Annotated in this window: 18 protein-coding genes; 8 read left to right on the top strand and 10 right to left on the bottom strand. The window is 75.2% G+C overall.

The features are described 5' to 3' along the window. Positions 1 to 133: 133 nt before the first annotated feature. From hpf to mtrA, 5 genes are all read right to left on the bottom strand, one after another. Positions 134 to 799 carry a ribosome hibernation-promoting factor, HPF/YfiA family gene (gene hpf, locus ACFQ8T_RS11535; protein WP_430546674.1) on the bottom strand — a complete coding sequence of 222 codons (666 nt, stop codon included), beginning with the start codon at positions 797 to 799 and terminating at the stop codon, positions 134 to 136. 34 nt (positions 800 to 833) lie between these two features. Further along, positions 834 to 1805 carry a ComF family protein gene (locus ACFQ8T_RS11540; RefSeq protein WP_430546675.1) on the bottom strand — a complete coding sequence of 324 codons (972 nt, stop codon included), beginning with the start codon at positions 1803 to 1805 and terminating at the stop codon, positions 834 to 836. A 108-nt stretch (positions 1806 to 1913) separates the two neighbouring features. Next, the gene (locus ACFQ8T_RS11545) at positions 1914 to 3662 is read right to left on the bottom strand and encodes an LpqB family beta-propeller domain-containing protein (protein ID WP_430546676.1); all 1749 of its coding nucleotides are present in this window, start codon (positions 3660 to 3662) and stop codon (positions 1914 to 1916) included. Beyond that, complete coding sequence (gene mtrB / locus ACFQ8T_RS11550) at positions 3659 to 5443, bottom strand: MtrAB system histidine kinase MtrB (RefSeq protein ID WP_430546677.1); 1785 nt, start codon at positions 5441 to 5443, stop codon at positions 3659 to 3661. Before mtrB ends, ACFQ8T_RS11545 begins: the two co-directional genes overlap by 4 nt. Next, positions 5430 to 6110, bottom strand: a complete 681-nt coding sequence (gene mtrA / locus ACFQ8T_RS11555; protein WP_429735004.1) for an MtrAB system response regulator MtrA — start codon at positions 6108 to 6110, stop codon at positions 5430 to 5432. The genes mtrB and mtrA overlap by 14 nt, the downstream gene beginning before the upstream one ends. A 202-nt stretch (positions 6111 to 6312) precedes the next feature. Here mtrA and ACFQ8T_RS11560 point away from each other — a divergent pair, with 202 nt between their 5' ends. From ACFQ8T_RS11560 to ACFQ8T_RS11580, 5 genes are all read left to right on the top strand, one after another. Beyond that, positions 6313 to 7551, top strand: coding sequence for a glycerophosphoryl diester phosphodiesterase membrane domain-containing protein (locus ACFQ8T_RS11560; RefSeq protein WP_430546678.1), 1239 nt, complete (start codon positions 6313 to 6315; stop codon positions 7549 to 7551). After that, positions 7548 to 8246, top strand: a complete 699-nt coding sequence (locus tag ACFQ8T_RS11565; RefSeq protein ID WP_430546679.1) for a DUF4129 domain-containing protein — start codon at positions 7548 to 7550, stop codon at positions 8244 to 8246. Before ACFQ8T_RS11560 ends, ACFQ8T_RS11565 begins: the two co-directional genes overlap by 4 nt. Beyond that, complete coding sequence (locus ACFQ8T_RS11570) at positions 8243 to 9475, top strand: DUF4350 domain-containing protein (RefSeq protein ID WP_430546680.1); 1233 nt, start codon at positions 8243 to 8245, stop codon at positions 9473 to 9475. The genes ACFQ8T_RS11565 and ACFQ8T_RS11570 overlap by 4 nt, the downstream gene beginning before the upstream one ends. Positions 9476 to 9657: 182 nt before the next feature. Next, positions 9658 to 10599, top strand: coding sequence for an AAA family ATPase (locus ACFQ8T_RS11575; protein ID WP_430546798.1), 942 nt, complete (start codon positions 9658 to 9660; stop codon positions 10597 to 10599). A gap of 13 nt (positions 10600 to 10612) precedes the next feature. Continuing rightward, complete coding sequence (locus ACFQ8T_RS11580) at positions 10613 to 12022, top strand: DUF58 domain-containing protein (protein ID WP_430546681.1); 1410 nt, start codon at positions 10613 to 10615, stop codon at positions 12020 to 12022. Positions 12023 to 12045: 23 nt separating this feature from the next. Here ACFQ8T_RS11580 and ACFQ8T_RS11585 read toward each other — a convergent pair whose 3' ends face one another. After that, positions 12046 to 13035, bottom strand: coding sequence for a stage II sporulation protein M (locus ACFQ8T_RS11585; protein ID WP_430546682.1), 990 nt, complete (start codon positions 13033 to 13035; stop codon positions 12046 to 12048). Positions 13036 to 13083: 48 nt separating this feature from the next. On the opposite strand from ACFQ8T_RS11585, the gene ACFQ8T_RS11590 reads away from it, so the two are divergent. Continuing rightward, positions 13084 to 13902, top strand: a complete 819-nt coding sequence (locus ACFQ8T_RS11590; protein ID WP_430546799.1) for an RDD family protein — start codon at positions 13084 to 13086, stop codon at positions 13900 to 13902. A 12-nt stretch (positions 13903 to 13914) separates the two neighbouring features. Here the strand turns inward: ACFQ8T_RS11590 and ACFQ8T_RS11595 are convergent, their stop codons facing one another. The 4 genes from ACFQ8T_RS11595 to ahcY form a co-directional block, all read right to left on the bottom strand. After that, positions 13915 to 15174 (bottom strand): acyltransferase family protein, encoded by a 1260-nt coding sequence (locus ACFQ8T_RS11595; protein ID WP_430546683.1) that lies wholly within the window; start codon positions 15172 to 15174, stop codon positions 13915 to 13917. Positions 15175 to 15323: 149 nt separating this feature from the next. Then, positions 15324 to 15992, bottom strand: coding sequence for a response regulator transcription factor (locus ACFQ8T_RS11600; RefSeq protein ID WP_430546800.1), 669 nt, complete (start codon positions 15990 to 15992; stop codon positions 15324 to 15326). A 41-nt stretch (positions 15993 to 16033) separates the two neighbouring features. Beyond that, complete coding sequence (locus ACFQ8T_RS11605) at positions 16034 to 17524, bottom strand: sensor histidine kinase (protein ID WP_430546684.1); 1491 nt, start codon at positions 17522 to 17524, stop codon at positions 16034 to 16036. Between the two features lie 132 nt (positions 17525 to 17656). Continuing rightward, positions 17657 to 19210, bottom strand: a complete 1554-nt coding sequence (ahcY, locus tag ACFQ8T_RS11610; RefSeq protein WP_430546685.1) for an adenosylhomocysteinase — start codon at positions 19208 to 19210, stop codon at positions 17657 to 17659. Between the two features lie 614 nt (positions 19211 to 19824). On the opposite strand from ahcY, the gene ACFQ8T_RS11615 reads away from it, so the two are divergent. Next, positions 19825 to 21150, top strand: coding sequence for a glycine betaine/L-proline ABC transporter ATP-binding protein (locus tag ACFQ8T_RS11615; protein ID WP_430546686.1), 1326 nt, complete (start codon positions 19825 to 19827; stop codon positions 21148 to 21150). After that, a complete protein-coding gene (locus ACFQ8T_RS11620) occupies positions 21147 to 22025 on the top strand; it encodes an ABC transporter permease (RefSeq protein WP_430546687.1) in 879 nt (292 codons plus the stop codon). Before ACFQ8T_RS11615 ends, ACFQ8T_RS11620 begins: the two co-directional genes overlap by 4 nt. Positions 22026 to 22156 lie beyond the last annotated feature (131 nt).

Genomic DNA, 22156 nt, shown 5'->3' on the forward strand with positions numbered 1-22156 from the left:
CCTTCGTCGCGGGGACGTATCCCTCCCGAAGTGGAGGGCGCCCTGGCGCCCGTGAACGCGTCCCCGCGACGAAGGCCTCGACCGGCTCGCCCGCACCGTGGTCTCAACAAGCTCGACCGACGGACGGGTCAGATCACGTCAGCTCGGTCACCGGCTCCACGCCACCGACGGTCGAGTCCAGCTCGATCACGCCGTACGTCCAGCCCCGGCGGCGGTACACCGCGGACGGACGGGCCGTCTCCTTCGAGATGAAGAGGAAGAAGTCGTGGCCCACCATCTCCATCTGGTAGACGGCGTCGTCGACGGTCATCGGCTCGGCGTGGTGCAGCTTGCGCCGGATCACCACCGGGGAGTCGCCCAGCTGCTCCTCGACGGCGTCACCGGGCTCGGCGAGCGCGACGGGTGCGGACGGCTGGGCCGCGGCGTCCGTGGCGGCGACCTCGTCGTAGGGGCGGACGTCCACGGACGGGAGGACGTCGCCGCCCGCACGGCGGCGGTGGTCCTTGCGGCGGTCGCGCGATCGGCGCAGCCGCTCGGTGAGCTTGTCCAACGCGATGTCGAGGGCTCCGAACCGGTCGTCCGCCGCGGCCTCCGCGCGGATCACGGGCCCCTTGTCGTGCACGGTGAGCTCGACCCGCTCCCGGACCTCGGAGAGCCGCGGGTTGTTCTCGCGCGTCACCTCCACGTCCACCCGGCGAGCGGCCGGTGCGAGCTGGGTGACCTTGCTCAGCTTGTCCTCCACGTGCCGGCGGAACCTGTCCGCCACCTCCGTGTGCCTGCCGACGACGACGATCTCCATCGTGTTGCTCCACTTCGTCGTGAGGCCGCCCACTTCACGAGCGGCCCGAGTCTGTCCGTCTGGGCACCCCGTCCGGGGCACCGTGCTCGGCACCACCTCCCGGGTCGCCGGACGCGAGTCCGGACCGCTCGTGGGTCGCACGGACGAGCGACCCGGACCGCAGTCTCGGGGGCGTCTCGCCCGCGTGGGACCCCCAGGCTAACCCCCTCTCGCGCGCCAGGGATACCGGTGGCTCGAGGAGGTTCGTCACCTCTTTCGTGACGGCCCCGGGAGGCGGGGTGGCGGCCAGCACGAGGGCGCCGAGGACGTCCGCGCCGACATCCTCGAGGGCGCGTTCCGCGGCCGCGAGCGTGGAGCCGGTCGTGACCACGTCGTCGACGAGCAGGACCGCGGGGCGGGTCCCGCCGGCGCGGGCCAGCACCCGGTCGCGGGTCGCCACGGACCCGGTGAGGTTGCGCGCGCGGGCGCGCGCGCCGAGTCCCACCTGGTCGCGCCCGTGGCCGCGCCGGGTCAGCGCGGGGACGACCGCCGCGCCGAGCCCCGCGTCGTGCAGCCCGGCCGCGGCGGCGCGGGCGAGGACGCGCACGTGGTCGCGTCCGCGCGCCCGGCGGGACGCCGCCGTCGAGGGTGCGCCGACCACGAGCAGCGGTCGCCCGGCGACGGCGCGCGCGACCGGCGTGGCGACCGCTCGCGCCGCCGACCGGACGGGCGGGCCCACGAGCCGGTCGAGGTCGGCGCGTCCACGGTCCTTCCACGCGACGACGAGCTCGCGCACCGGACCCGTGTAGGCCGCGAGCGCCCAGACCGGCAGCACGGGGACGCCGTCGAGCCGGTCCAGGCGCCCGGCCCCGGCCTCGACGCGGGCCGGCGGGCCGCCGAGCAGGGTCTCGCAGGCGGGGCACCAGCGCACGTCGAGGGCACCGCAGCCGGGGCACGACACGGGCACGACGAGGCGGCCGAGCTCGCGGAGCCACCGCACGGGTGGCGGGGTCGTCGTCGAAGGCATGCGGGCAGCGTGCCCCGCCCGCGACGCCGCGCGGTCGCCCGCGCCGGGGCCTGGGGAGGACGGCGGCCTGGGGGCAGCCTCGGGCCCCGTCCCCGTGCGGCGGCGGCGTCAGCCCGGGTAGGCGACCAGGTCGACGCCGTCGGACACCATCGACCACAGCGCGGAGCTCTGCCGCGAGTACAGGGTGCCCCCGCTGTCGATGGCGAGCATGGCCCCCGTCCCGACGGACGCCGTCACGGACCTCGGTCCCGGGACGCCGGGCTGGGCCCGGGACAGCCCGCCCTGGCCGGAGAGCCCGCCCACACCGGAGAGGAAGACCGCGGCGTCGCCGTCGGCCTCCTGGCCGATCAGGGCGAGCACGGCCTCGTCCTGCCATGCCGCCTGCGTCACCTGCCGCACGGAGGCGCCGACCTGCACGGGCGCCGAGAGGCCGGTCGGGACGTTCTCGGCGTCGCGGACCACGCCGGCCACGTGCACCAGGCGGCCGCTGGGGCCGGAGCTGACGATCGCGACGCGGGCGCCCTCCGGCGACACGTGCACGGACCGGACGGTCCGCGACGACAGCCAGTCGACGTCCAGGGTCCGCACCGCGCCGGACGGCATCGCGACGAGGAGCTCCGAGCCCTGCGCGCTCCACACGGCGCCGAACCGGTCGACGGACGGCGCCACGAGCTTCGCGCCGGACAGGAGCACGTCGGGCGCGCCGTCGCCGGTGACGCGGACGATGCGCCGCGTGCCGTCGCGCACCACGACCGGCTCGTCGCCGGGGCCGGCGGCGAGGGCCGTCGGGTCGAGGCCGGCGATGGAGACGGGCTCGTCCGGCTCGCGGAGCTCCCGCCCGACGACGCGCACGATCTCGCCGTCGGAGACGGCGAGCGCCTCCCCCGACGTCCGGGGCGGGGAGATCGCCGGGGCCTCGGCGGTCGTGAGCGGCGCGTTCTGGACGGACAGCACGACGGTGCGGCCCTCCCCCTCGGCGAGCGACGCCTGCAGCTGCGCGGTCGCGAGCGCGCGCTGGTCGGCGCTGGCCTGCGAGATCGTGGACGTGAGGCTCACGTCGATGGTGCCGTCGTCGGTCACCGTCACCGCGTCGATGGCGAGCGACGTGCCCTCCGGGATGACGGTCGTCGTCGAGTCCTGCAGCCACTCCGGCGGGCCGGCGAGGATCTCGCTGGTCGCGTCGGTGCGCCAGGTCTGGCGGGGGAACCACCGCATGTCGGGCACCCACCAGGCGAGGTCGGGCGTCGGGAAGTAGAGGGTCGTCGGGTGGAAGGCCTGGCCGAAGAACGCGGCGGGGAGCATGAGGCCGTCCTCGAGCTGGGAGATCCGCCACTCCCCGCCGGCGCTGCGCGACAGACCGAAGGACACCGTGAACTCGTTGGTCCGGGCCTCCTCGGTGTACATCCCGCGGTCGTCGAGCGTCGCGACCACGCGCACGGTCGCGTCGACCGTCGTCTCGGTCGCGTCGGCCGGGACGTCGGTGAGATCCAGCTCGGGGTCCTCCTCCAGCACGAGCACGCGCGCGTACCGGTCCCAGCCCTCCCACGCCTCGTCCGTGACGTACTCCTGCGCGACGGCGAACGACGAGCTCGACGTGGGGCCGAGCTGCGCCACGCTGAGGAACCCCTGCACCACCTGGTCAGGGCTCGCGCCGGCCGCGGGACCCGACGCGATGTAGCCGATCTCGCTGATGTTCTCCAGCTCGGTGTCGCCGTCGCGCACCGGCCCGTTCGTGGGGATGCGGGCGCACGCGACGGTGATGGCGAGCACGGCCAGGACGGAGACGAGGGCGGCCGGCAGCGCCGCGAGCCGACGGCGCGGGCGGCGCGCGGGCCTGGGGGTGAGGGGCGCCGTCATCGGGTCTCCTCCTCGTCGTCCGGCCGGGCGGACGGGACGGGCGCGTGGGCGATGTCCAGGCCGTCGGCGTCCACGACCCCGAGCTCGGGGATGGCCGTCGGCGTGGGGCCGGTCGGCGGGTTCACGACCGGGAGCTGGCCGGTGGGCGGCGCCGTGACGCCGGTCGACGGGCCCTCGAGCGGCAGCGGCGAGCCGTGCAGCCGGATCCCGGCCCGGCGCGGCAGCGTGAGCCGGAAGCTCGCGCCCTCCCCGAGGCGCCCCCACGCCTCGAGGCGGCCCGCGTGCAGGCGCGCGTCCTCGAGGGAGATCGCGAGGCCCAGACCGGTGCCGCCGGTGGTGCGGGCGCGGGCGGGGTCCGCGCGCCAGAAGCGGTGGAAGACGCGGTCGATGTCCTCGGGGGCGAGCCCCACGCCATGGTCGCGCACGACGACGGCCACCGCGTCGGCGTCGACCCCGACCGTGACCTCGACCGGCTTGCCCTCGGCGTGCTCGACGGCGTTCACCACGAGGTTGCGCACGATGCGCTCGACGCGCCGCGGGTCGACGTCCGCCGTCGCCGGCTCGTCCGGGAGCGTCACGGACAGGAAGACGTGCTTGGTCTCGGCGAGCGGCATCGACGTGTCCGCCACGGCCACGACGACGTCGCGCAGGTCGCGCTGCTCGACGTCGAGCACGGCCGCGCCGGCGTCGAACCGGCTGATCTCCAGCAGGTCGGTGAGGAGGATCTCGAAGCGGTCGAGCTGCGTGTACAGCAGCTCGGCGGAGCGGCGGGCGGCGGGGTCGAGCTCGTCGCGGGACGCGTGGATGACCTCGCCCGCCATCCGGATCGTGGTCAGCGGCGTGCGCAGCTCGTGCGAGACGTCGGAGACGAAGCGGCGCTGCGCGGCGGAGAGCTCCTCCATCCGCGCGATCTGGTCCTCGAGGTTCCCGGCCATCTCGTTGAACGTGCGGGTGAGGGTCGCCATCTCGTCCTGGCCCTTGGCGTCCGGCAGCCGCTCGTCCAGGTGGCCGTCGGCCAGCCGCGACGCGACGGTCGCCGCACGGCGCACCGGCGCGACCGTCTGCCGGGTCACGACCCACGTGAGCGCGCCGAGCAGCGCGAGGATCGCGAGCGCGCCGAGCGCGAGGGTGCGCTGCACGAACGACAGCGTCTCCTGCTCGGCCTGCAGGGAGTAGATCGCGTACAGCTCGTAGGTGCCGATGGACGGCACCTCGACCGTCGACCCGACGATGACGCCCGGCTCCGGCGCCTCGGTGTCCGTGTACTCGGCGGGGATCTGCGTGGACTGCAGCACCTGGCCCTCGGTGGCGCGCGTCGCCTCCCGCAGGTCCTCGCCGATGATGCTCTTGAGGCCGATCTGCGTGCCCGTCTCGGCGAGCCGGTTCGGCTGGTCGGGGGGTCTGAGCAGCAGGAAGTCCTGCGCGCTCGACGCCCCGGCCGCCAGCGTGCGCACCATCTGCACGAGCAGGAGCTGCAGGTCGGAGTTCGAGGTCGCGGGCGAGGAGTCGAAGGCGCTGCGCACCTGCTCGGTCATCGAGGCGTTCTCGCGCTCGATGCGGTCGACGCGCTGCTCGTACAGCCCGTCGCGGATCGAGATCGACAGGTAGAGGCCGAGCAGCGCGACCGCGACGACGCCCAGCGCGAGCGCCGACGTCACGACCCTCAGCTGCAGGGACGACCGCCACCGCCGGACGAGGTACCGGGTCCGCGAGACGGTCCAGGCGCGCCACCGCCGCCACGTCCGGCGGACGCGGCGGGCGGCGGGCTCAGCGCGGGGCACCGGCCTTGTAGCCCACGCCGCGCACGGTCAGCACGACCGTCGGGTTCTCGGGGTCGCGCTCCACCTTGGAGCGCAGGCGCTGCACGTGCACGTTGACCAGGCGGGTGTCGGCGCTGTGCCGGTAGCCCCAGACCTTCTCGAGCAGCACCTCGCGGGTGAAGACCTGCCAGGGCTTGCGGGCCAGCGCCACGAGCAGGTCGAACTCCAGCGGGGTGAGGCTGATGCGCTCGCCGTCGCGCACCACGTTGTGGCCGGTGACGTCGATCTCGACGTCGCCGATGCGCAGCCGCTCGGGGCCGGGGTCGTCGTTGCGGCGCAGCCGGGTGCGGATGCGGGCGACGAGCTCCTTGGGCTTGAACGGCTTCGTCACGTAGTCGTCGGCGCCGGACTCGAGGCCGAGCACGACGTCGACCGTGTCCGTCTTGGCGGTGAGCATGATGATCGGGACGCCGGACTCGGCGCGGATCTCGCGGGCGACCTCGATGCCGTCCTTGCCGGGCAGCATCAGGTCGAGCAGGACGAGGTCGGGCTGCTCGTCGCGGAAGGCGACGAGGGCACCGTCGCCGTCGGCGCAGAACGTCGGCTCGAACCCCTCGGACTTCAGGACGATGCCGATCATCTCGGACAGCGCAGTGTCGTCGTCGACCACCAGGACACGGGACTTCATGCGGCCATTCTGCCAGCCACGGCGGCAGGTCCGGTGGAAGGCCGCGTGAGCGGGCGGGCGCGCCGTACTAGGGTCGGGGCGACCGGCGTCACACCCGGTCCCTCCAGCACTCCACCAGCACTCCACCAGCACAGCCCCGACAGTCCCGTCCGCCGACGTCGCGTCGGCACGACCCGACCGCCCTGCAGCCCGGGAGGCCGCGATGAGCACGCCCGACCAGCCCCAGCCGCCGTCCGGCTGGGGGGACGCCCCCGAGCCGCCCCGCTACGGCCAGCGCGCGCCCGAGGGCGCCCCGCAGCCGCCCACCTCCGGGCAGTACGGGCAGGGCCAGTACGGGCAGGGCCAGTACGGGCAGGGCCAGTACGGGCAGGGCCAGTACGGGCAGGGCCAGTACGGGCAGAGCCCCTACGGCCCGCGGCCGCCGGCTGCGCCGCCGGCGACGAAGCCCGGCGTCGTGCCGCTGCGGCCGCTGTCGCTCGGCGAGATCTACGACGGCGCGTTCACCGCGATCCGGCACAACCCGAAGGTGATGCTCGGCGCCGCCACCCTCGTGATCCTGGTCGCGACGGTGCTCGGCGTGCTGGTCGCGCAGCTCATCGTGCCGTCGATCTCGTCGTCGTTCTCCACGCTGGCCGAGTCCGACCCGGAGATCACCGAGCTCGGGTTCGACAACCTCATCGCCCAGACGCTCGCGTCGTCCCTCGGCATGAGCGTGACCCTGCTGCTCGCCCAGCCCGTGGTGGAGGGCATCCTCACCGTCTCGGTGAGCCAGTCGGTCATCGGCCGCAAGCTGAGCCTCGGCGAGGTCTGGGAGCGGCTCCGCGGGCGTGTCGGCCGGCTCATCGGCTGGGCCCTGCTGCGCACGCTCGCCGGTGCGGTCGGCACGTTCGTCTGGTTCTTCGTCCTGGTCCTGCTCGTCGCCCTCGTGAGCGAGCAGTCCACGGGGGCCGCCGTCGGCCTCGGGCTCCTGCTCGGCGCCGGGTACGTCGTGGTCGTCGTGTGGCTGGGCGTGCGCATCGGGCTCGTCGCGCCCGCGCTGGCGCTCGAGGGGCAGGGCCTGGGCAGCACGATCGCGCGCGCCTGGCGGCTGACGCGCGGGTCCTTCTGGCGCCTGTTCGGCATCTACCTGCTCGCGATGATCATCGTGAGCGCCGCCGCGTACATCATCACGATCCCTCTCGGCCTCATCGCGGGCGTGATCGGCGGGACCGGCGGCAGCACCGAGTCGTTCACGACCGCGACCGTGGTCATGAGCGTGCTGTCGTCGGTCATCTCGGCCGCGATCACGACGATCTTCGTGGCGGCGGTCGTCGCCCTGCTCTACATCGACGTGCGGATGCGCCGCGAGGGTCTGGACGTGCAGCTCGCCGCGGCGGCGCAGTCGTCCGACGGCGGACGGCCCGGCGGCGAGCCCGGACCCCCGCCCGGCATGCTCGCGTGAGCGGCGCGTCGGCGGTGGTGCACGAGGTCGTGACGACCCTGCTCGTCGACGTGCCCGCCGCCGTGCCCGTGGACCCCGACCGGGAGACGGCGCACCGCTGGCTGCTGGAGGAGCTGTCGCGACCCGAGTACTCCACGCAGCCGTCGCTGCTGGAGCGCCTGCTCACCTGGCTCGGCGACCTGTTCGACGGCCTGACCCTCGGCGAGGGGCGGTTCCCGCTCGCGTTCGTGGTCGTGGTGGTCGTGGTGCTCGTCGCCGCGCTCGCCTGGTGGGTGGCCGGGCCCGTCCGCCTGGCCCGCCGCCGTCGGCGCTCCGTCGTCGTGCTCGACGGCGACGAGCGCACCGCGGCCGAGCTGCGGGCGTCCGCCGACGACGCGGCCGCCCGCGGCGACTGGTCCGCGGCCGTGCTGGACCGGTTCCGCGCACTCGTGCGCTCCCTGGAGGAGCGCGTCGTGCTGGACGAGCGCCCCGGCCGGACGGCGCAGGAGGCGGCGCACGACGCCGCCACGCGGCTGCCCGCCGTCGCCGCCGAGCTGCACGACGCGGCCCGCCTGTTCGACGACGTCTGCTACGGCACGCTGCCCGCCGGTCCGGAGGACGACCGCCGACTGCGCGACCTCGACGAGCGGGTGCGCGGGCTGCGGCCCGAGCCGCTCGCGGCCGCCGCGGCACCGGACGGGGTGGGGACGCCGTGACGGCCCCGACGCAGACCACGCCGGACGCCGTGGTCTCGCCGGTCGTGACGGGGGACGGCACCACCGGCCGCGGCCGCACCGCCGACCGCTGGCGCCGGACCCGCTGGACGCTGCTGGTACTCGGGGTGCTCGCCCTCGTGGTGGCCGTGCTGGCCGTGCAGCGCCCGGCCACGTCCACCACCCCGTACGCGCCCGACAACGCGCAGCCGACCGGTGCCCGCGCCGTCGCGCAGGTGCTCGGGCGCCAGGGCGTCGAGGTCCGCCACGTGACCCGGGTCGCGGACGCCGTCGCGGCGGCCGGGCCGGGCACGACGCTGCTGGTGACGCCCGGGAGCATGCTGCTGCCCGAGCAGGTGGACGCCCTGGCCGGCGTCGACGCGGACATGGTGCTGCTCGGTGCCGACGACGAGCTGGTGCGCGCGGCCACCGACGGCGCCGTCAGCCGCACGCCCGGGGCCGCCGCCCCCGCGTTCGCCGTCGAGCCGGCGTGCGACCTCCCGCTCGCCACGCGCGCCGGCACGATGTGGCTCACGCCCGGCCTGCAGGTCGAGCCCGGGGCCGACGACGTCACCCTCTGCTGGCCGGTCGACGGGCCGGCGGGGCTGGCGCGCGTCGAGCCGGCGGGGGCCGACGGTGGACGGGTCGTGACCGCCGTCGACGACCCGTCCTTCGTCACCAACGACGCGGTGCTGGACAACGGCAACGCGGCGCTCGCGCTGGGCCTGCTGGGCGCGCAGGAGACGCTCGTGTGGCTCGTGCCCGACCCGCTGGACACGAGCTCGACCGGCGAGGGCGGCGCGCCGTCCGCCGGCGCCGGCGTCCTGCCGCCCTGGGCGGGCGTCGTCGGCCTGTGGGCGCTGCTGGTCGTGCTCGTCGCCGCGGTGTGGCGGGCGCGCCGGCTGGGACCGCTGGTCGCGGAGGAGCTCCCGGTCGTGGTCCGCTCCGCCGAGACCACCCGCGGCCGCGGCCGCCTCTACCGGCGGACCAGGTCCCGCGGGCACGCCGCCGCGGGCCTGCGCGCCGCCACCGCCGAGACCGTCGCGCGCCGCCTGGGCGTGCCGCGGTCCGCCGACGCCACGGCCCTCACCGAGGCCGTCGCCCGCGCCACCGGGCGGTCCGCGCACGACGTGGCCGACCTGCTGTACGGCCCACCACCCCACGACGACGACGCGCTCACCGAGCTCGCGCGTCGGCTCGACACCCTGGAGAGCGAGGTCCACCGATCGTGACGACCCCCGACGAGAACCCGCAGGGCACGCCGCCCGCGGCCCCTGTCGAGACCACCGCGTCGACCACCGCGTCGACCACACCGTCGACCACCGCCCCGGGCGACCCGGCGCCCCCGTCGGCACCCCCGGCACCGCAGGCCGCTCCCCCGGCGCCTGACGCCGCGGGCGCCCCGTCCCGCGAGCTGCGCGCCGCGCTCGCCGGCGTGCGCAGCGAGGTGGGCAAGGCGGTCGTGGGCCAGGACTCCGCGGTGACGAGCCTGCTCATCGCGCTGCTCTGCTCCGGCCACGTGCTGCTCGAGGGCGTGCCCGGCGTCGCGAAGACCCTGCTGGTGCGGGCGCTCGGCGCGTCGCTCGACCTGTCGACGAAGCGCGTGCAGTTCACGCCCGACCTCATGCCCGGCGACGTCACCGGGTCCCTGGTGTACGACGCGCGCACGGCCGAGTTCTCGTTCCGTGAGGGGCCGGTCTTCACGAACCTGCTGCTCGCGGACGAGATCAACCGCACGCCCCCGAAGACGCAGGCGTCCCTGCTGGAGGCGATGGAGGAGCGTCAGGTGTCCGTCGACGGCACGCCGCGGCCCCTGCCGGACCCGTTCGTCGTCATCGCCACGCAGAACCCGGTGGAGCACGAGGGCACGTACCCGCTGCCCGAGGCGCAGCTCGACCGCTTCCTGCTCAAGGTGGTGCTTCCCGTCCCCGAGCGCGAGCAGGAGATCGAGGTGCTGGCCCGGCACGCCGCCGGGTTCGACCCGCGCGACCTGGGCGCCGCGGGCGTCCGGGCGGTCGCCGGCCGCGAGCAGCTCGCCGCCGCGCGGGCCGAGGTGCGACAGGTCCAGGTGGCGCCCGAGGTGCTCGGCTACGCCGTCGACCTGTGCCGCGCCACCCGCCGCTCCCCCTCGCTCTCGCTCGGCGTGTCCCCGCGCGGCGCCACCGCGCTGCTCGCGACGTCGCGCGCCTGGGCCTGGCTGTCGGGGCGCTCGTACGTGACGCCCGACGACGTGAAGGCGCTCGCGCACCCCACGCTCCGGCACCGCGTGCAGCTGCGGCCCGAGGCGGAGCTCGAGGGCGTCACCGCCGAGAGCGTCCTCACGACCGTGCTCGCGACCGTCCCCGTCCCCCGCTGAGCGGGACCCGGACATGGCGCTGACGTGGCGCGCCGTCGTGCTGGCGGCGCTCGGGGTGATCCCGGTGGTCCTGTTCCCCGTGCCGGGGACGGTCGTGGTGTGGGCGCTGGTCGTGGCGGCCGTGTGCGCCGTCGACGTCGCTCTCGCCGCGTCCCCGCGCGCCGTCGCGCTCCAGCGCCGCACGCCCCGCTCCGTGCGGCTCGGCACGACGGCCCGTTCGGAGCTGGTGGTCACCAACACCGCCCGACGGCGGCTGCGCGCGGTCGTCCGCGACGCCTGGCCGCCGTCGCTGGTGCCGGACGCGAGCCTGCGCACCGACGGCGCGGCGGCCGGCGAGCCGCTCGTGGCCCGGTCGGCCCGGCACGACGTCGACCTGCCGCCCGGCGAGTCCGTCCGCGTGCGCACCCCGCTGCGTCCGACCCGCCGGGGCGACCGCGCCGCCGGGCCGGTGACGGTCCGTTCGTTCGGCCCGCTGCGCGTCGCCGCCCGCCAGGCGTCGATCCCGGTGCCGGCCCGGCTGCGCGTGCTCCCCGAGTTCGCCAGCCGGCGCCACCTGCCCTCCCGGCTGGCGCGGCTGCGCGAGATGGACGGGCGGGCCGCCGTGCAGGTGCGCGGCGAGGGCACCGAGTTCGACTCGCTGCGCGAGTACGTGGTGGGCGACGACGTGCGCTCGATCGACTGGCGCGCCACCGCCCGCCGCGGCGACGTCGTCGTGCGCACCTGGCGGCCCGAGCGCGACCGGCGCGTGGTGATCGTGCTCGACACCGGCCGCACGTCCGCCGCGCGGATCGGCACTGCCGCCGCGGCCGACACCGAGCGGGCGCTCGAGGGCGCGGACGACGACGCGCCGTCGTCGCTCGGCGGCACGCGGCTGGAGGCGGGCATCGAGGCCGCGCTGCTGCTCGGGGCGCTCGCCGACCGCGCGGGCGACCGCGTGCAGGTGCTGGCGTACGACCGGGCGCTGCGGGCCCGGGTCGCGGGCGCGTCCGGCCCGCGGCTGCTGCCCGCGCTGGCGGAGTCCCTGTCGACCGTCGAGCCCGCCCTGCTGGAGACGGACTGGCCCGGCCTCGTCGGGCAGGTGCGCCAGCGGGTCTCGCAGCGCTCGCTCGTGGTGCTGCTGACGTCGCTGGACCCGGCGGCCGTCGAGACGGGCCTGCTGCCGGTGATCGACCGGCTCTCCGGCACCCACCAGGTGGTCGTCGCGGCCGTCGCCGACGCGGACGCCGCCCGGCTGCGCGCCGACCGGTCGTCGGCGGCCGCCGTCTACGACGCGGCGGCCGCCGCTCGTGCCGACCTGGAGCGGGCGGCCGTCTCCACCGTGCTGCGCCAGCACGGGGCCGAGGTCGTCGAGGCGTTGCCGGACGACCTCGCTCCCCGGCTCGCGGACACCTACCTCGCGCTCAAGGCCGCCGGACGGCTCTGACCCCGCAGTCGCGAGGGTGCCGGTCAGCCGACGGTCGGCACGACCTCGCCGGCGCGGTCGGCGTCCAGGTCCCCCGTCAGCCCTGCCGCGGTGGCGCGCCGGCCCAGCACGACGACGTAGACCCAGAACCCGGCGAGCGCGATCGCGCCGATGACGATCTTGAGCCACCAGGGCAACGTCGAGCCCGTGACGTAGCCCTCGATCAGACCGGACACCGCGAGCGCCCCGGCGAGCCCGATCGCGACGGTCACGAGCGCGCGCCCCTCCTGCGCCAGCGCGACGGTGCGCGGCCGCGGGCCGGGCGACACCGCCGTCCAGAACAGCTTGAGGCCGGCGGCGCCGGCGACGAACACCGCGGTGAGCTCGAGCAGCCCGTGCGGCGCGATGAGCTGCAGGAACACGTCCAGCTCGTCGTAGGCCGCCATCATGCCGCCGGTGGCGCCCACGCCCACCGCGTTCTGGATCAGCACGTAGGCCGGCCAGACGCCGGTGATCCCGAGGCCCACGCACTGCGCGGCGATCCACGCGTTGTTCGTCCACACCATGGCGGCGAAGGACGCGCCCGGGTCGTAGTACGACGCGAACGCCTCGTTGACGTACGCCTCGCGCTCGGCGGGCGTGCCCATCTGCGCGAGGACGTCCGGGTCCGTGGCGACGCGGTACCCGGCGACGACGGCGAGCGCGAGGCACACCACGACGACGCCGAGGGTCCACCAGCGCACCCGGTACAGCGCCGCGGGCACCGTCACCGCGACGAAGCGGACGACGTCGGCCCAGGCCGGCTCGTGCGTGCCCGTGGCCCGCACGCGGGCCCGGCTCAGCAGGTCGGAGAGCCGGGTGACGAGCACCGGGTCGGGCGCGGCCGACCGCACCGTGGACAGGTGCGTCGCGACCGCCTGGTACAGCCGCACCAGCTCGTCGGCCTCCGCGCCGTCGAGGCGCCGCTTGCGGGTGAGCTGCTTCAGCCGGTCCCACTGCGGGCTGTGCACGGCGGTGAAGGCGTCGAGGTCCACGGTCGATACCCTTCCACACGGGACACGTCGCACGAGCGGGGGATGCACATGCAGGACGGGATCGTCATCGGCGAGGGCGTGGTGCTCGACGCACGGCCGGCGTCGTTCGTCAGCCGGGCGCTGGCGGCGCTGCTCGACCTCGCGGCGCTCGCGATCGTCGGGATCACGCTGCTGGTCGTCGTGGCCCTGCAGGACGTCGCGATCGACGAGCAGTGGGCCCGGGTGGCGGGCGTCGTCGCCGCGGCGCTCGTGATGGTCGTGATCCCGACGACGGTCGAGACGCTGAGCCGGGGCCGCTCGCTGGGCAAGCTGATCACCGGGCTCCGCGTCGTGCGCGACGACGGCGGCCCGGTGCGCTTCCGCCACGCCTTCGTGCGGGCGCTGGTGGGCATCGGCGAGCTGTGGCTGACGGTCGGGAGCGTCGCGCTGGTCGCGTCGCTGTCCAACGCGCGCGGCAAGCGGCTCGGCGACCTGCTGGCCGGCACGTACGTCATCCGCGTGCGGGGCGGCCGCGCCCGGACGGTCCCGCTGGGCATGCCGCCGGAGCTGGCCGCCTGGGCCCGCACGGCCGACATCCGGCGGCTGCCCGACGGTCTGGCCCTCGCCGCACGGCAGTTCCTCGACCGCGCTCCCCGGCTCGCGCCCGCGTCCCGTGCGGGCCTGGCCGACGACCTGGCCGGCCGCGTCGAGCCGTTCGTCGCCCCCGGTCCGCCGCCTGGCACGCCGCCCGAGGCGTTCCTGCACGCCGTCCTGCACGAGCGCCGCGACCGCGAGCTCGAGCGCGGGCAGGCCGAGCAGGCGCGGGCCGAGGCCCGCGCCGCCAGCCTGCACCGCCTGCCGTACGCCGTCCCCGACCCGCCCCGCTGACCGCACCGGCGGTCAGCGGCGACGGTCCTCGAAGCGGCCGAAGACGCGCACCAGGCCGAGCAGCACCAGCAGGTACGCCGCGAACCAGACCGGGCGCGACCCCCACCAGTCCGCGCCCCACGCGGCCGGCAGCTCCTGCCCGAGCCCGAGGAGCGCGACCCCCACGACGGCGAACATCGCGGTGAGGTGCCACAGGTAGACGGTCATCGACCGGCGGGCCAGGGCACCGACGGCCCGCGCTCCCGCCCCGGACGCGGTGCGTCGCACGAGCGCGGCGCGGAACAGCAGGACCAGGCACACCTGGGCGACTGCGTGCGCGACGACGGGCGCCGTCGGCGGGCCGAGGTTGGAGATCTTGTCGCCGGGCATCCCGACGAGGCTGAGCGGGTACGGGCCCACCGCCACCAGCACGGCCGTCGCGGCGACCGCTGCCACGGCGCCGGCGGTGAGGAGCAGCCGGGCGGTGCGGCCGGCGAGCGGGTCGGCGGTCGCGCCGGTGGTCCGGTCGAGGGCTGGACGGCGCGGGTCGCTGCGCTCGGAGGCGTACGCGATCCCGGCGAGGAACGGCGCGGCCCAGGCGAGCAGCACGTCGGCCCAGGCCAGCCCGCCGGTGAGCTCACCGGGGAGCCCGAACCGCAGCGCGTCGAGCGCCAGCGGCAGCGCCACGGCGACGGCGAGCGCACCCCACCGCCAGCGCTGCCAGGCGGCCCGCAGCACCGGGGTGAGCGCCATGAGCACCACCCACACCCCGAGGAACCACAGCAGCTGCGGCGCCATCCGCGCCATCCGCCACACCGCGTCGTCGGGCACCCCGAGCGCGAGCAGCGCGGCGACCGCGAGCGCCCAGGCCCCGACGAACGCCCCGACGGGCCGGGCCGTCGCCCGCAGCCTCGCCAGGACGGTTCCGGCCCAGCCGCGGCCACCCACGACGGTGGCCCCGCGCTGGTACCCGGCGGAGGCGCCGGCAGCGAAGAACAGCAGGGCCAACGGCTGCAGCCAGGTCACGAGCCAGCCGGCGCCGTGCCCGAGCGCGTTGCCGACGAGGAGCGTCCGCCCGTCCCACGTCGCCTCCGCCATCAGCCAGTGCAGCAGCACCACCCCGAGGGTGCCGAGCGCCCGGACGACGTCGACGAACGGGTCGCGGGCCCGGCGCGGACGGGCGACGGGCGCGGCGTCCGGCGCCGTGGACCGGGAGGGGGTGTCGGGGCGCCGCGTCGCGACCGGTGGCGGTGCGGACGGCGAGGGCGGGGCGGGGGCGTCGAGGACGGCCACGATGGCTCCTGAGGCTGGGCGACGAGGACCCTCCCAGCCTCGTGACCTGCGGCGTCGTCCGACATGGGCCTGACCCCCGCGTCGTCCGGCGTCTCCCCCGCACCGTCCGGGGGGACACCCCCCCGCCCAGCGCGCGAGTTGTCAGGGCGTCAGGCGTCGACGCCCAGGTAGCGCAGGACGGCGAGCACGCGCCGGTGGTCGGCGGAGTCCTGCGGCAGGTCGAGCTTCGTGAAGATGGCGGCGACGTTCTTCTCCACCGCCCCGTACGACAGGTAGAGCTGCTCGGCGATGGCGCCGTTGGAACGGCCCTGCGCCATGAGCTCCAGGACCTCCTTCTCGCGCGGCGTCAGGCGGCCGACGCCGTCCTCCGGCGAGCGGTGCGCGCCCATGAGCTGGCGCACCACCTCCGGGTCGAGCACCGTCTCCCCCGCCGCGACCCGACCGAGCGCGGCGACGAAGTCCCCGACGTCGGCGACGCGGTCCTTGAGGAGGTAGCCGACGCCGCGCGGGTCGCCCTCGAGCAGCCGGGACGCGTAGCGCGTCTCGACCCACTGCGAGAACACGAGCACCGGCAGCCCGGGGTGCGCGGCGCGCAGCGCCTCGGCCGCGCGCAACCCCTCGTCCGTGTGGGACGGCGGCATGCGGATGTCGGCGACGAGGACGTCGGGCAGGGCGCCGGCGGCGGCGAGGGTCGTGACCTCGCGGACGAGGGCGTCGCCGTCGGGCACCGCCGCGACGACGTCGTGCCCCCGGCGGGACAGGAGCGCGACGAGGCCGTCGCGCAGGATGGCGGAGTCCTCGGCGACGACGACGCGCAGCGGGCTCGAGCCGGTCGCCGGGCCGGTCGACGCCCCGGGCGTCATCGGCGGGCCCCGGGGGCGGGCAGCGGGATGGTCACGGTGATCACCGTAGGCCCTCCCGCCGGGCTGACCACCCGGAGCGTGCCGTCGACGCCCGACAGCCGGTCCGTGAGCCCGGCGAGGCCGCTGCCCCTGCCCGACGGGTCGGGGGCGCGCACCGCGGCGCCGCCCACGCCGTCGTCGTGCACGCGCAGCACGAGCGCACGCACGGCGGCCCCGGTCGCGGCGTCCGCGACGGGCTCGACGCCCGCCACGACGTCGACGCCGGTCGCCCGGGCGTGCTTGGTCGCGTTGGCGACCAGCTCGGCGACGGCGAAGTAGGAGATGGCGGTGACGCTGGGCGGGAGGTCCGCCCCGTCGAGCCCGACGGCGTGCACGCGCACGGGCAGGGCGGCGCGCGCGGCGAGCGTCTCGAGGGCGACGGCGAGGCCTGCGTCCAGGGCGGGCGGGCGGATGCCGCGCGCGAGCTCGCGCAGCTCGGCGAGCGTGTCCTTCGTGCTGGAGTGCGCCGTCTCCAGGACGGCGGCGAGCTCCGCGGTGTCGATGCCGCCGGTGCCGTCGGTGCCGTCCGTGCCGTCGCGCAGCAGCTCGCGCGCCTCGCCGATCTGCATGGCGACGGCCACGAGGTGCGCCTGGGTGCCGTCGTGCAGGTCGCGCTCGATGCGGCGCAGGCGCTCGTCGGCGTCCTCGACGGTGACGGCGCGGGCCCGCTCGGCGTACGCCACCCGCAGGCTGGCCCGCGTGGGGCTGAGCAGCCCCTCCGCCAGCATCCGGAAGAGGCCGACGAACAGGGACTGCACCTGCGGCCACAGGTAGAACAGGATCAGGCCGACCGCCGCCAGCAGGAGCTGGCGGGCCGGCGTGTCGACGAACCAGTCCGTGCCGAACGAGGCGCCCCGGTGCCAGGTGCCGTCGCCCGCCTGCTGCGCCGGCAGCCAGCGCGACCAGAACCAGTGCGTCATCCCGCCGAGCGCCACGGCGAGGAACACGGTGCTCACCACGAACGCCGCGATCGCCAGGGGGAACGTCACCACCATGTACAGCAGCCCGCGCCAGGCGGTCGCGTCGCCGAGCATCCCGCCGAGGCGCCGCCAGAATCCCTTCCGCGGCTGCCGCGGCGCGGGCTCGGCGATCTCGACGCCGAGGTAGCGCACCGCCATCCGCCGGTAGACCGACGCCCACCCGCGCGCACCGAGCAGCACGCCGCCCGCCACGAACAGGCCCACGACCGTCACCGCGACGCCCGCCATGAACGACACGGTGAACAGGGCGTACGCGAGCGCGAACGGCGCGAGCAGCAGCGCGAGCCACAGGAAGCCGTAGGCGCGCCACGTCCGGCCGTCGAACGGGGCGAGGAGGAACGGCGGCGCCCCGTCCGTCGTCGCCCGCGGGGACACCGCCGGGCGCTCGGCGGGCTGCGTGGCCGGCGGCGGGGTCGGCGGGGTCGCGGGCGGCGGCACCTGGCCGTCGGTGGACGTCATGCTGGTCATGCTTCCAGGCTGCCGCCCGCGGCGCCGCGCCGACATCCGGCGCGCCACCCTGCGCACGGGGGCTGTCCCCCGTGCCCGGCCCGCGACCTGTCAGGGCCAGGAGCATCAGAACATGCGCGTGGCCCTGACAGGTCAGTAGCGGTAGTGCTCCGGCTTGTACGGACCCTCCACCGGCACGCCGATGTACTCGGCCTGCTCCTTGCTGAGCTCGGTGAGCCGGACGCCGAGGGCGTCGAGGTGCAGGCGCGCGACCTTCTCGTCGAGCACCTTGGGCAGGCGGTACACCTGCCGCTCGTACTGCCGCTCCTCGGCCGGGCGGGCCATGTCGGCGAACAGCTCCATCTGGCCGATCACCTGGTTGGCGAACGAGTTCGACATGACGAACGACGGGTGGCCGGTCGCGTTGCCCAGGTTGAGCAGGCGCCCCTCGGACAGCACGATGATCGACCGCTCGGGGCGCTCCACGCCGTCGGGCCCGACGCCGGCGGGCAGCGTCCACTCGTGCACCTGCGGCTTGATCTCGGTCTTCACGACGCCCGGCACGGCGGCGAGGCCGGCCATGTCGATCTCGTTGTCGAAGTGCCCGATGTTGCCGACGACGGCCTTGTCCTTGAGCGCGAGCATGTGCTCGACGCGCACGACGTCCTTGTTGCCCGTCGTGGTGATGACGAAGTCGGCCTCGCCGATCGTCTCGTCGAGCCGGGCCACCTGGAAGCCGTCCATCGCCGCCTGCAGCGCGCAGATCGGGTCCACCTCGGACACGATGACGCGCGCGCCCTGGCCGCGGAACGCCTCGGCCGCGCCCTTGCCGACGTCGCCGTAGCCGCACACGAAGGCGACCTTGCCGCCGATGAGGATGTCGGTGGCGCGGTTGATGCCGTCCGGCAGCGAGTGGCGGATGCCGTACTTGTTGTCGAACTTCGACTTGGTGACCGAGTCGTTGACGTTGATCGCCGGGAAGATCAGCTCCCCCGCCTCGGCGAGGTGGTAGAGCCGGTGCACGCCCGTCGTCGTCTCCTCGGTGACGCCGCCGATGCTCTGCGCGATCGTCGTCCAGCGCAGCGGGTCGGAGTCGAGCGCCCGGCGCAGCACGGCGCGCACCACGTTCATCTCGTGGGTGTGGTCGGGCTCGCCCGGCAGCGTGTCCGGCGGCACGACGCCGGCACGCTCGTACTGCAGGCCGAGGTGCACCAGCATCGTGGCGTCGCCGCCGTCGTCGAGGATGAGGTTGGGGCCGCCCTGGCCGTTCTCCGCGCCGGGCCACACGAGGATCTGCTCCGTGCAGTCCCAGTACTCCTCGAGGCTCTCGCCCTTCCACGCGAACACGGGGACGCCCTGCGGGTCCCCGGGGGTGCCGTGCGGGCCGACGACGATCGCCGCGGCCGCCTCGTCCTGCGTGCTGAAGATGTTGCAGCTGGCCCAGCGGACCTCGGCGCCGAGCGCGACGAGCGTCTCGATGAGGACGGCGGTCTGGACCGTCATGTGCAGGGAGCCGGCGATGCGGGCGCCGGCCAGCGGCTGCGCCTCGCCGTACTCGGCGCGCAGCGCCATGAGGCCGGGCATCTCGTGCTCGGCGAGCCGGATCTGGTGCCGGCCGGCCTCCGCCAGCGCGAGCGAGCGCACCTTGTAGCGGCCGGGAGCCTCGTCGAAGCCGGTCGCGCCGGGTGCCTCAGCGGTCGTGGACATGGTCGCCCTCCTGGGGTCTGCGGTATGAGCCGTGTGCGCTGGGGGCTCCCGTCTGCGCGTGGCCCGGCGTGTCCGCACGGGCCAGCACCCAGGGTAGACCGCGGCACCTCCCGGACGCAGCGAGGCCGGCACTCCTCCTGGGTGCCGGCCTCGCCCGGCGGGTCCTGGTGGGACGGCGGCGCGTCTCAGGCGTTCTTCGACGCGCGGTTGCACCCTGCAGCTCGGCCAGGGTCCCGGCGACTCCCGCCTTGCCGAAACCTGACGATGTCTTCAACGACGCTCGACCCGCGAGCGACACCGAAAGGTGGTCGGGACCACACCGATCCGGCCGGTCACGTGACCTGCGCCACCCTCAAGATCACATTCCGGTAACGATCACTTCACCCGCCTGACCAGCAAAAACCCGGTAAACCCGCAGGACAACACGGAGGAAACGTGCAGATCAGGCAGGTGATCATGGTTCGCCACGGCACCCGTCGGCATAGGAGGGTGCTTGATGCCCTTGTGCCCACCGGAGCTGCGGAAGCACGGGAACCCGTGACCGGTGCTCGACGCGCCGCCCGGCGAACCGTGGGTACATCCGAACGTGATGGAAGGTGGCGAGCCCTGCCCGTATGTCGGGAGACAGCAGTACCACCCCAACGCCCGCCGAGTCGTCCGCGGTGACCCCCGCGGTCTCGGTGAGAGGCGTCTACAAGGTCTTCGGTCCCAAGCCCGGTGAGGCCGTCCGCCGCCTGCAGGCCGGGGCCTCGCGCGACGAGGTGAAGAACCTCGGCACCGCCGCGGTCATCGACGCGACCTTCGACGTCGCCCCCGGCGAGATCTTCGTCGTCATGGGCCTGTCCGGCTCGGGCAAGTCGACGCTCATCCGCATGCTCAACGGGCTGTGGACCCCCAGCGCGGGCGACGTCCTGCTCGGAGACGCCAACCTCGCCAAGGTCGACGGCAAGCGCCTGCGCGAGCTGCGCCGCACCCGGGTGAGCATGGTGTTCCAGCACTTCGCGCTTCTGCCCCACCGCACGGTGCTCGACAACGCCGCGTACCCGTTGGAGATCCAGGGCGTCGGCAAGGCCGAGCGTCAGGAGAAGGCGCAGCAGGCGCTCGACATGGTCGGCCTGTCCGGCTGGCAGGACTCGCTGCCGTCGCAGCTGTCCGGCGGCATGCGCCAGCGCGTGGGCCTCGCCCGCGCGCTGGCGGCCGACACCGACGTGCTGCTCATGGACGAGGCGTTCAGCGCACTCGACCCGCTCATCCGCTCGGAGATGCAGGAGCAGCTCCTGGAGCTCCAGGAGAAGCTGGGCAAGACGATCATCTTCATCACGCACGACCTCAACGAGGCCATGCACCTGGGCGACCGGATCGCCGTCATGCGTGACGGCCGCATCGTGCAGATCGGCACCGCCGAGCAGATCCTGTCCGACCCGGCCAACTCCTACGTGGAGAAGTTCGTGGCCGACGTCGACCGCTCCCGCGTGCTCACCGCGTCGTCCGTCATGCAGCGGCCGCGCCTCACCGTCCCCGCCGGTGGCGGGCCGCGGCAGGCGGCGCGCGAGATGCGCGAGGCGGAGGTCTCCGGCGCGTTCGCCGTCGACCGCCGCCGCGTCCTCAAGGGCCTCGTGCGGGCCGACGACGCCGTGCGCGCCACCAAGGAGGGCGTCGAGAAGCTCGAGGGCCTCATCGACGCCGACGTGACCTCGGTGCACCAGGACACGCCGCTCGCCGAGCTGTTCGCGCCGGCGGCCGAGTCCGCCGTGCCGCTCGCGGTGGTCGACGACGAGGGTCGCCTGGTCGGCGTCGTGCCGCGCGTGACCCTCCTCGAGGCGATGGCCGGCGAGGCCGTCGAGAACGGCAACGTCTCCACGCCCGGGACGACGCAGGAGCCGCAGGAGGGTGCGGCCGACGACGAACCTGCCGGGACGACGGAAGGAGCCCCGGCATGATCACCGCCGCTACCGACACCCTTGTCCCCCGCGTCGAGATCGGTGACTGGATCGAGACGGCGATCGGCTGGGTCACCGACACGTTCGACCCGCTCTTCGACGGCATCAAGACCTTCTTCGAGTCGATCTACGACAGCCTGGACTGGGTGCTCAGCACCCCGCCGTTCTTCGTCGTCGCGATCGTGCTCGCTGCGATCGCCTTCTGGGCGAAGGGCTGGAAGCTCGCGGTCGGCTCGCTGATCGGCTTCGTGCTCATCGCCGCGATGGACCAGTGGGACAACGCCATGGACTCCCTGGCGCTCGTGCTGCTGGCCTCCGTGGTCGCGTTGCTGATCGGCATCCCGCTCGGGATCTGGTCGGCGCGCAACGAGCACGTCTCGCGCATCGTGCGGCCGATCCTCGACTTCATGCAGACGATGCCCGCCTTCGTCTACCTGATCCCGACGGTCGTCATCTTCCTCACCGGCCCTGTGCCCGGCATCATCGCGACCATCGTGTTCGCGCTCGCCCCCGGCGTGCGCTTCACGGAGCTGGGCATCCGCCAGGTCGACTCCGAGGTGGTGGAGGCCGGCCGCGCGTTCGGCTCCACCGACCGCCGCATCCTGCGGCAGATCCAGATCCCGCTGGCGATGCCCACCATCATGGCGGGCGTCAACCAGGTGATCATGCTCGCCCTGTCGATGGTGGTCATCTCCGGCATGGTCGGCGCCGGCGGCCTCGGCGGTGACGTCGTGGGCGCCCTGTCGAGCGTCGACATCGCGCTCGGGTTCGAGGCCGGCCTCGCGGTCGTGTTCCTCGCGATCTACCTCGACCGCGTCACCTCGGCCCTCGCGGACCGCTCCCCCGTCGCGAAGGCGCTCAAGGCCGCCCGCTGAGGACCGCACCCCCGTGGGGGGGGCGGGGGGGGGGGGCGGCGCCCCGCCCCGCCGCCCCACCCCCCAGCACCCCCCAGGAACCGAGACCGCCACGCACCCCCACAGCGCCGCCGCCCGCCCCCCCGCCCCCG

This window comes from Isoptericola sp. NPDC056618 (genome assembly GCF_042792715.1).
Classification (GTDB): domain Bacteria; phylum Actinomycetota; class Actinomycetes; order Actinomycetales; family Cellulomonadaceae; genus Isoptericola; species Isoptericola nanjingensis.

Bases quoted from the DNA above. Each gene is read 5' to 3' on its own strand.
- ACFQ8T_RS11590 (WP_430546799.1), top strand. From the start codon at position 13,084: ATGCAGGACGGGATCGTCATCGGCGAGGGCGTGGTGCTCGACGCACGG.
- ACFQ8T_RS11560 (WP_430546678.1), top strand. From the start codon at position 6,313: ATGAGCACGCCCGACCAGCCCCAGCCGCCGTCCGGCTGGGGGGACGCC.
- ACFQ8T_RS11615 (WP_430546686.1), top strand. From the start codon at position 19,825: ATGTCGGGAGACAGCAGTACCACCCCAACGCCCGCCGAGTCGTCCGCG.
- mtrA (WP_429735004.1), bottom strand. From the start codon at position 6,110: ATGAAGTCCCGTGTCCTGGTGGTCGACGACGACACTGCGCTGTCCGAG.
- ACFQ8T_RS11540 (WP_430546675.1), bottom strand. From the start codon at position 1,805: ATGCCTTCGACGACGACCCCGCCACCCGTGCGGTGGCTCCGCGAGCTC.
- ACFQ8T_RS11545 (WP_430546676.1), bottom strand. From the start codon at position 3,662: ATGACGGCGCCCCTCACCCCCAGGCCCGCGCGCCGCCCGCGCCGTCGG.
- ACFQ8T_RS11580 (WP_430546681.1), top strand. From the start codon at position 10,613: ATGGCGCTGACGTGGCGCGCCGTCGTGCTGGCGGCGCTCGGGGTGATC.
- ACFQ8T_RS11620 (WP_430546687.1), top strand. From the start codon at position 21,147: ATGATCACCGCCGCTACCGACACCCTTGTCCCCCGCGTCGAGATCGGT.
- ACFQ8T_RS11605 (WP_430546684.1), bottom strand. From the start codon at position 17,524: ATGACCAGCATGACGTCCACCGACGGCCAGGTGCCGCCGCCCGCGACC.
- hpf (WP_430546674.1), bottom strand. From the start codon at position 799: ATGGAGATCGTCGTCGTCGGCAGGCACACGGAGGTGGCGGACAGGTTC.
- ahcY (WP_430546685.1), bottom strand. From the start codon at position 19,210: ATGTCCACGACCGCTGAGGCACCCGGCGCGACCGGCTTCGACGAGGCT.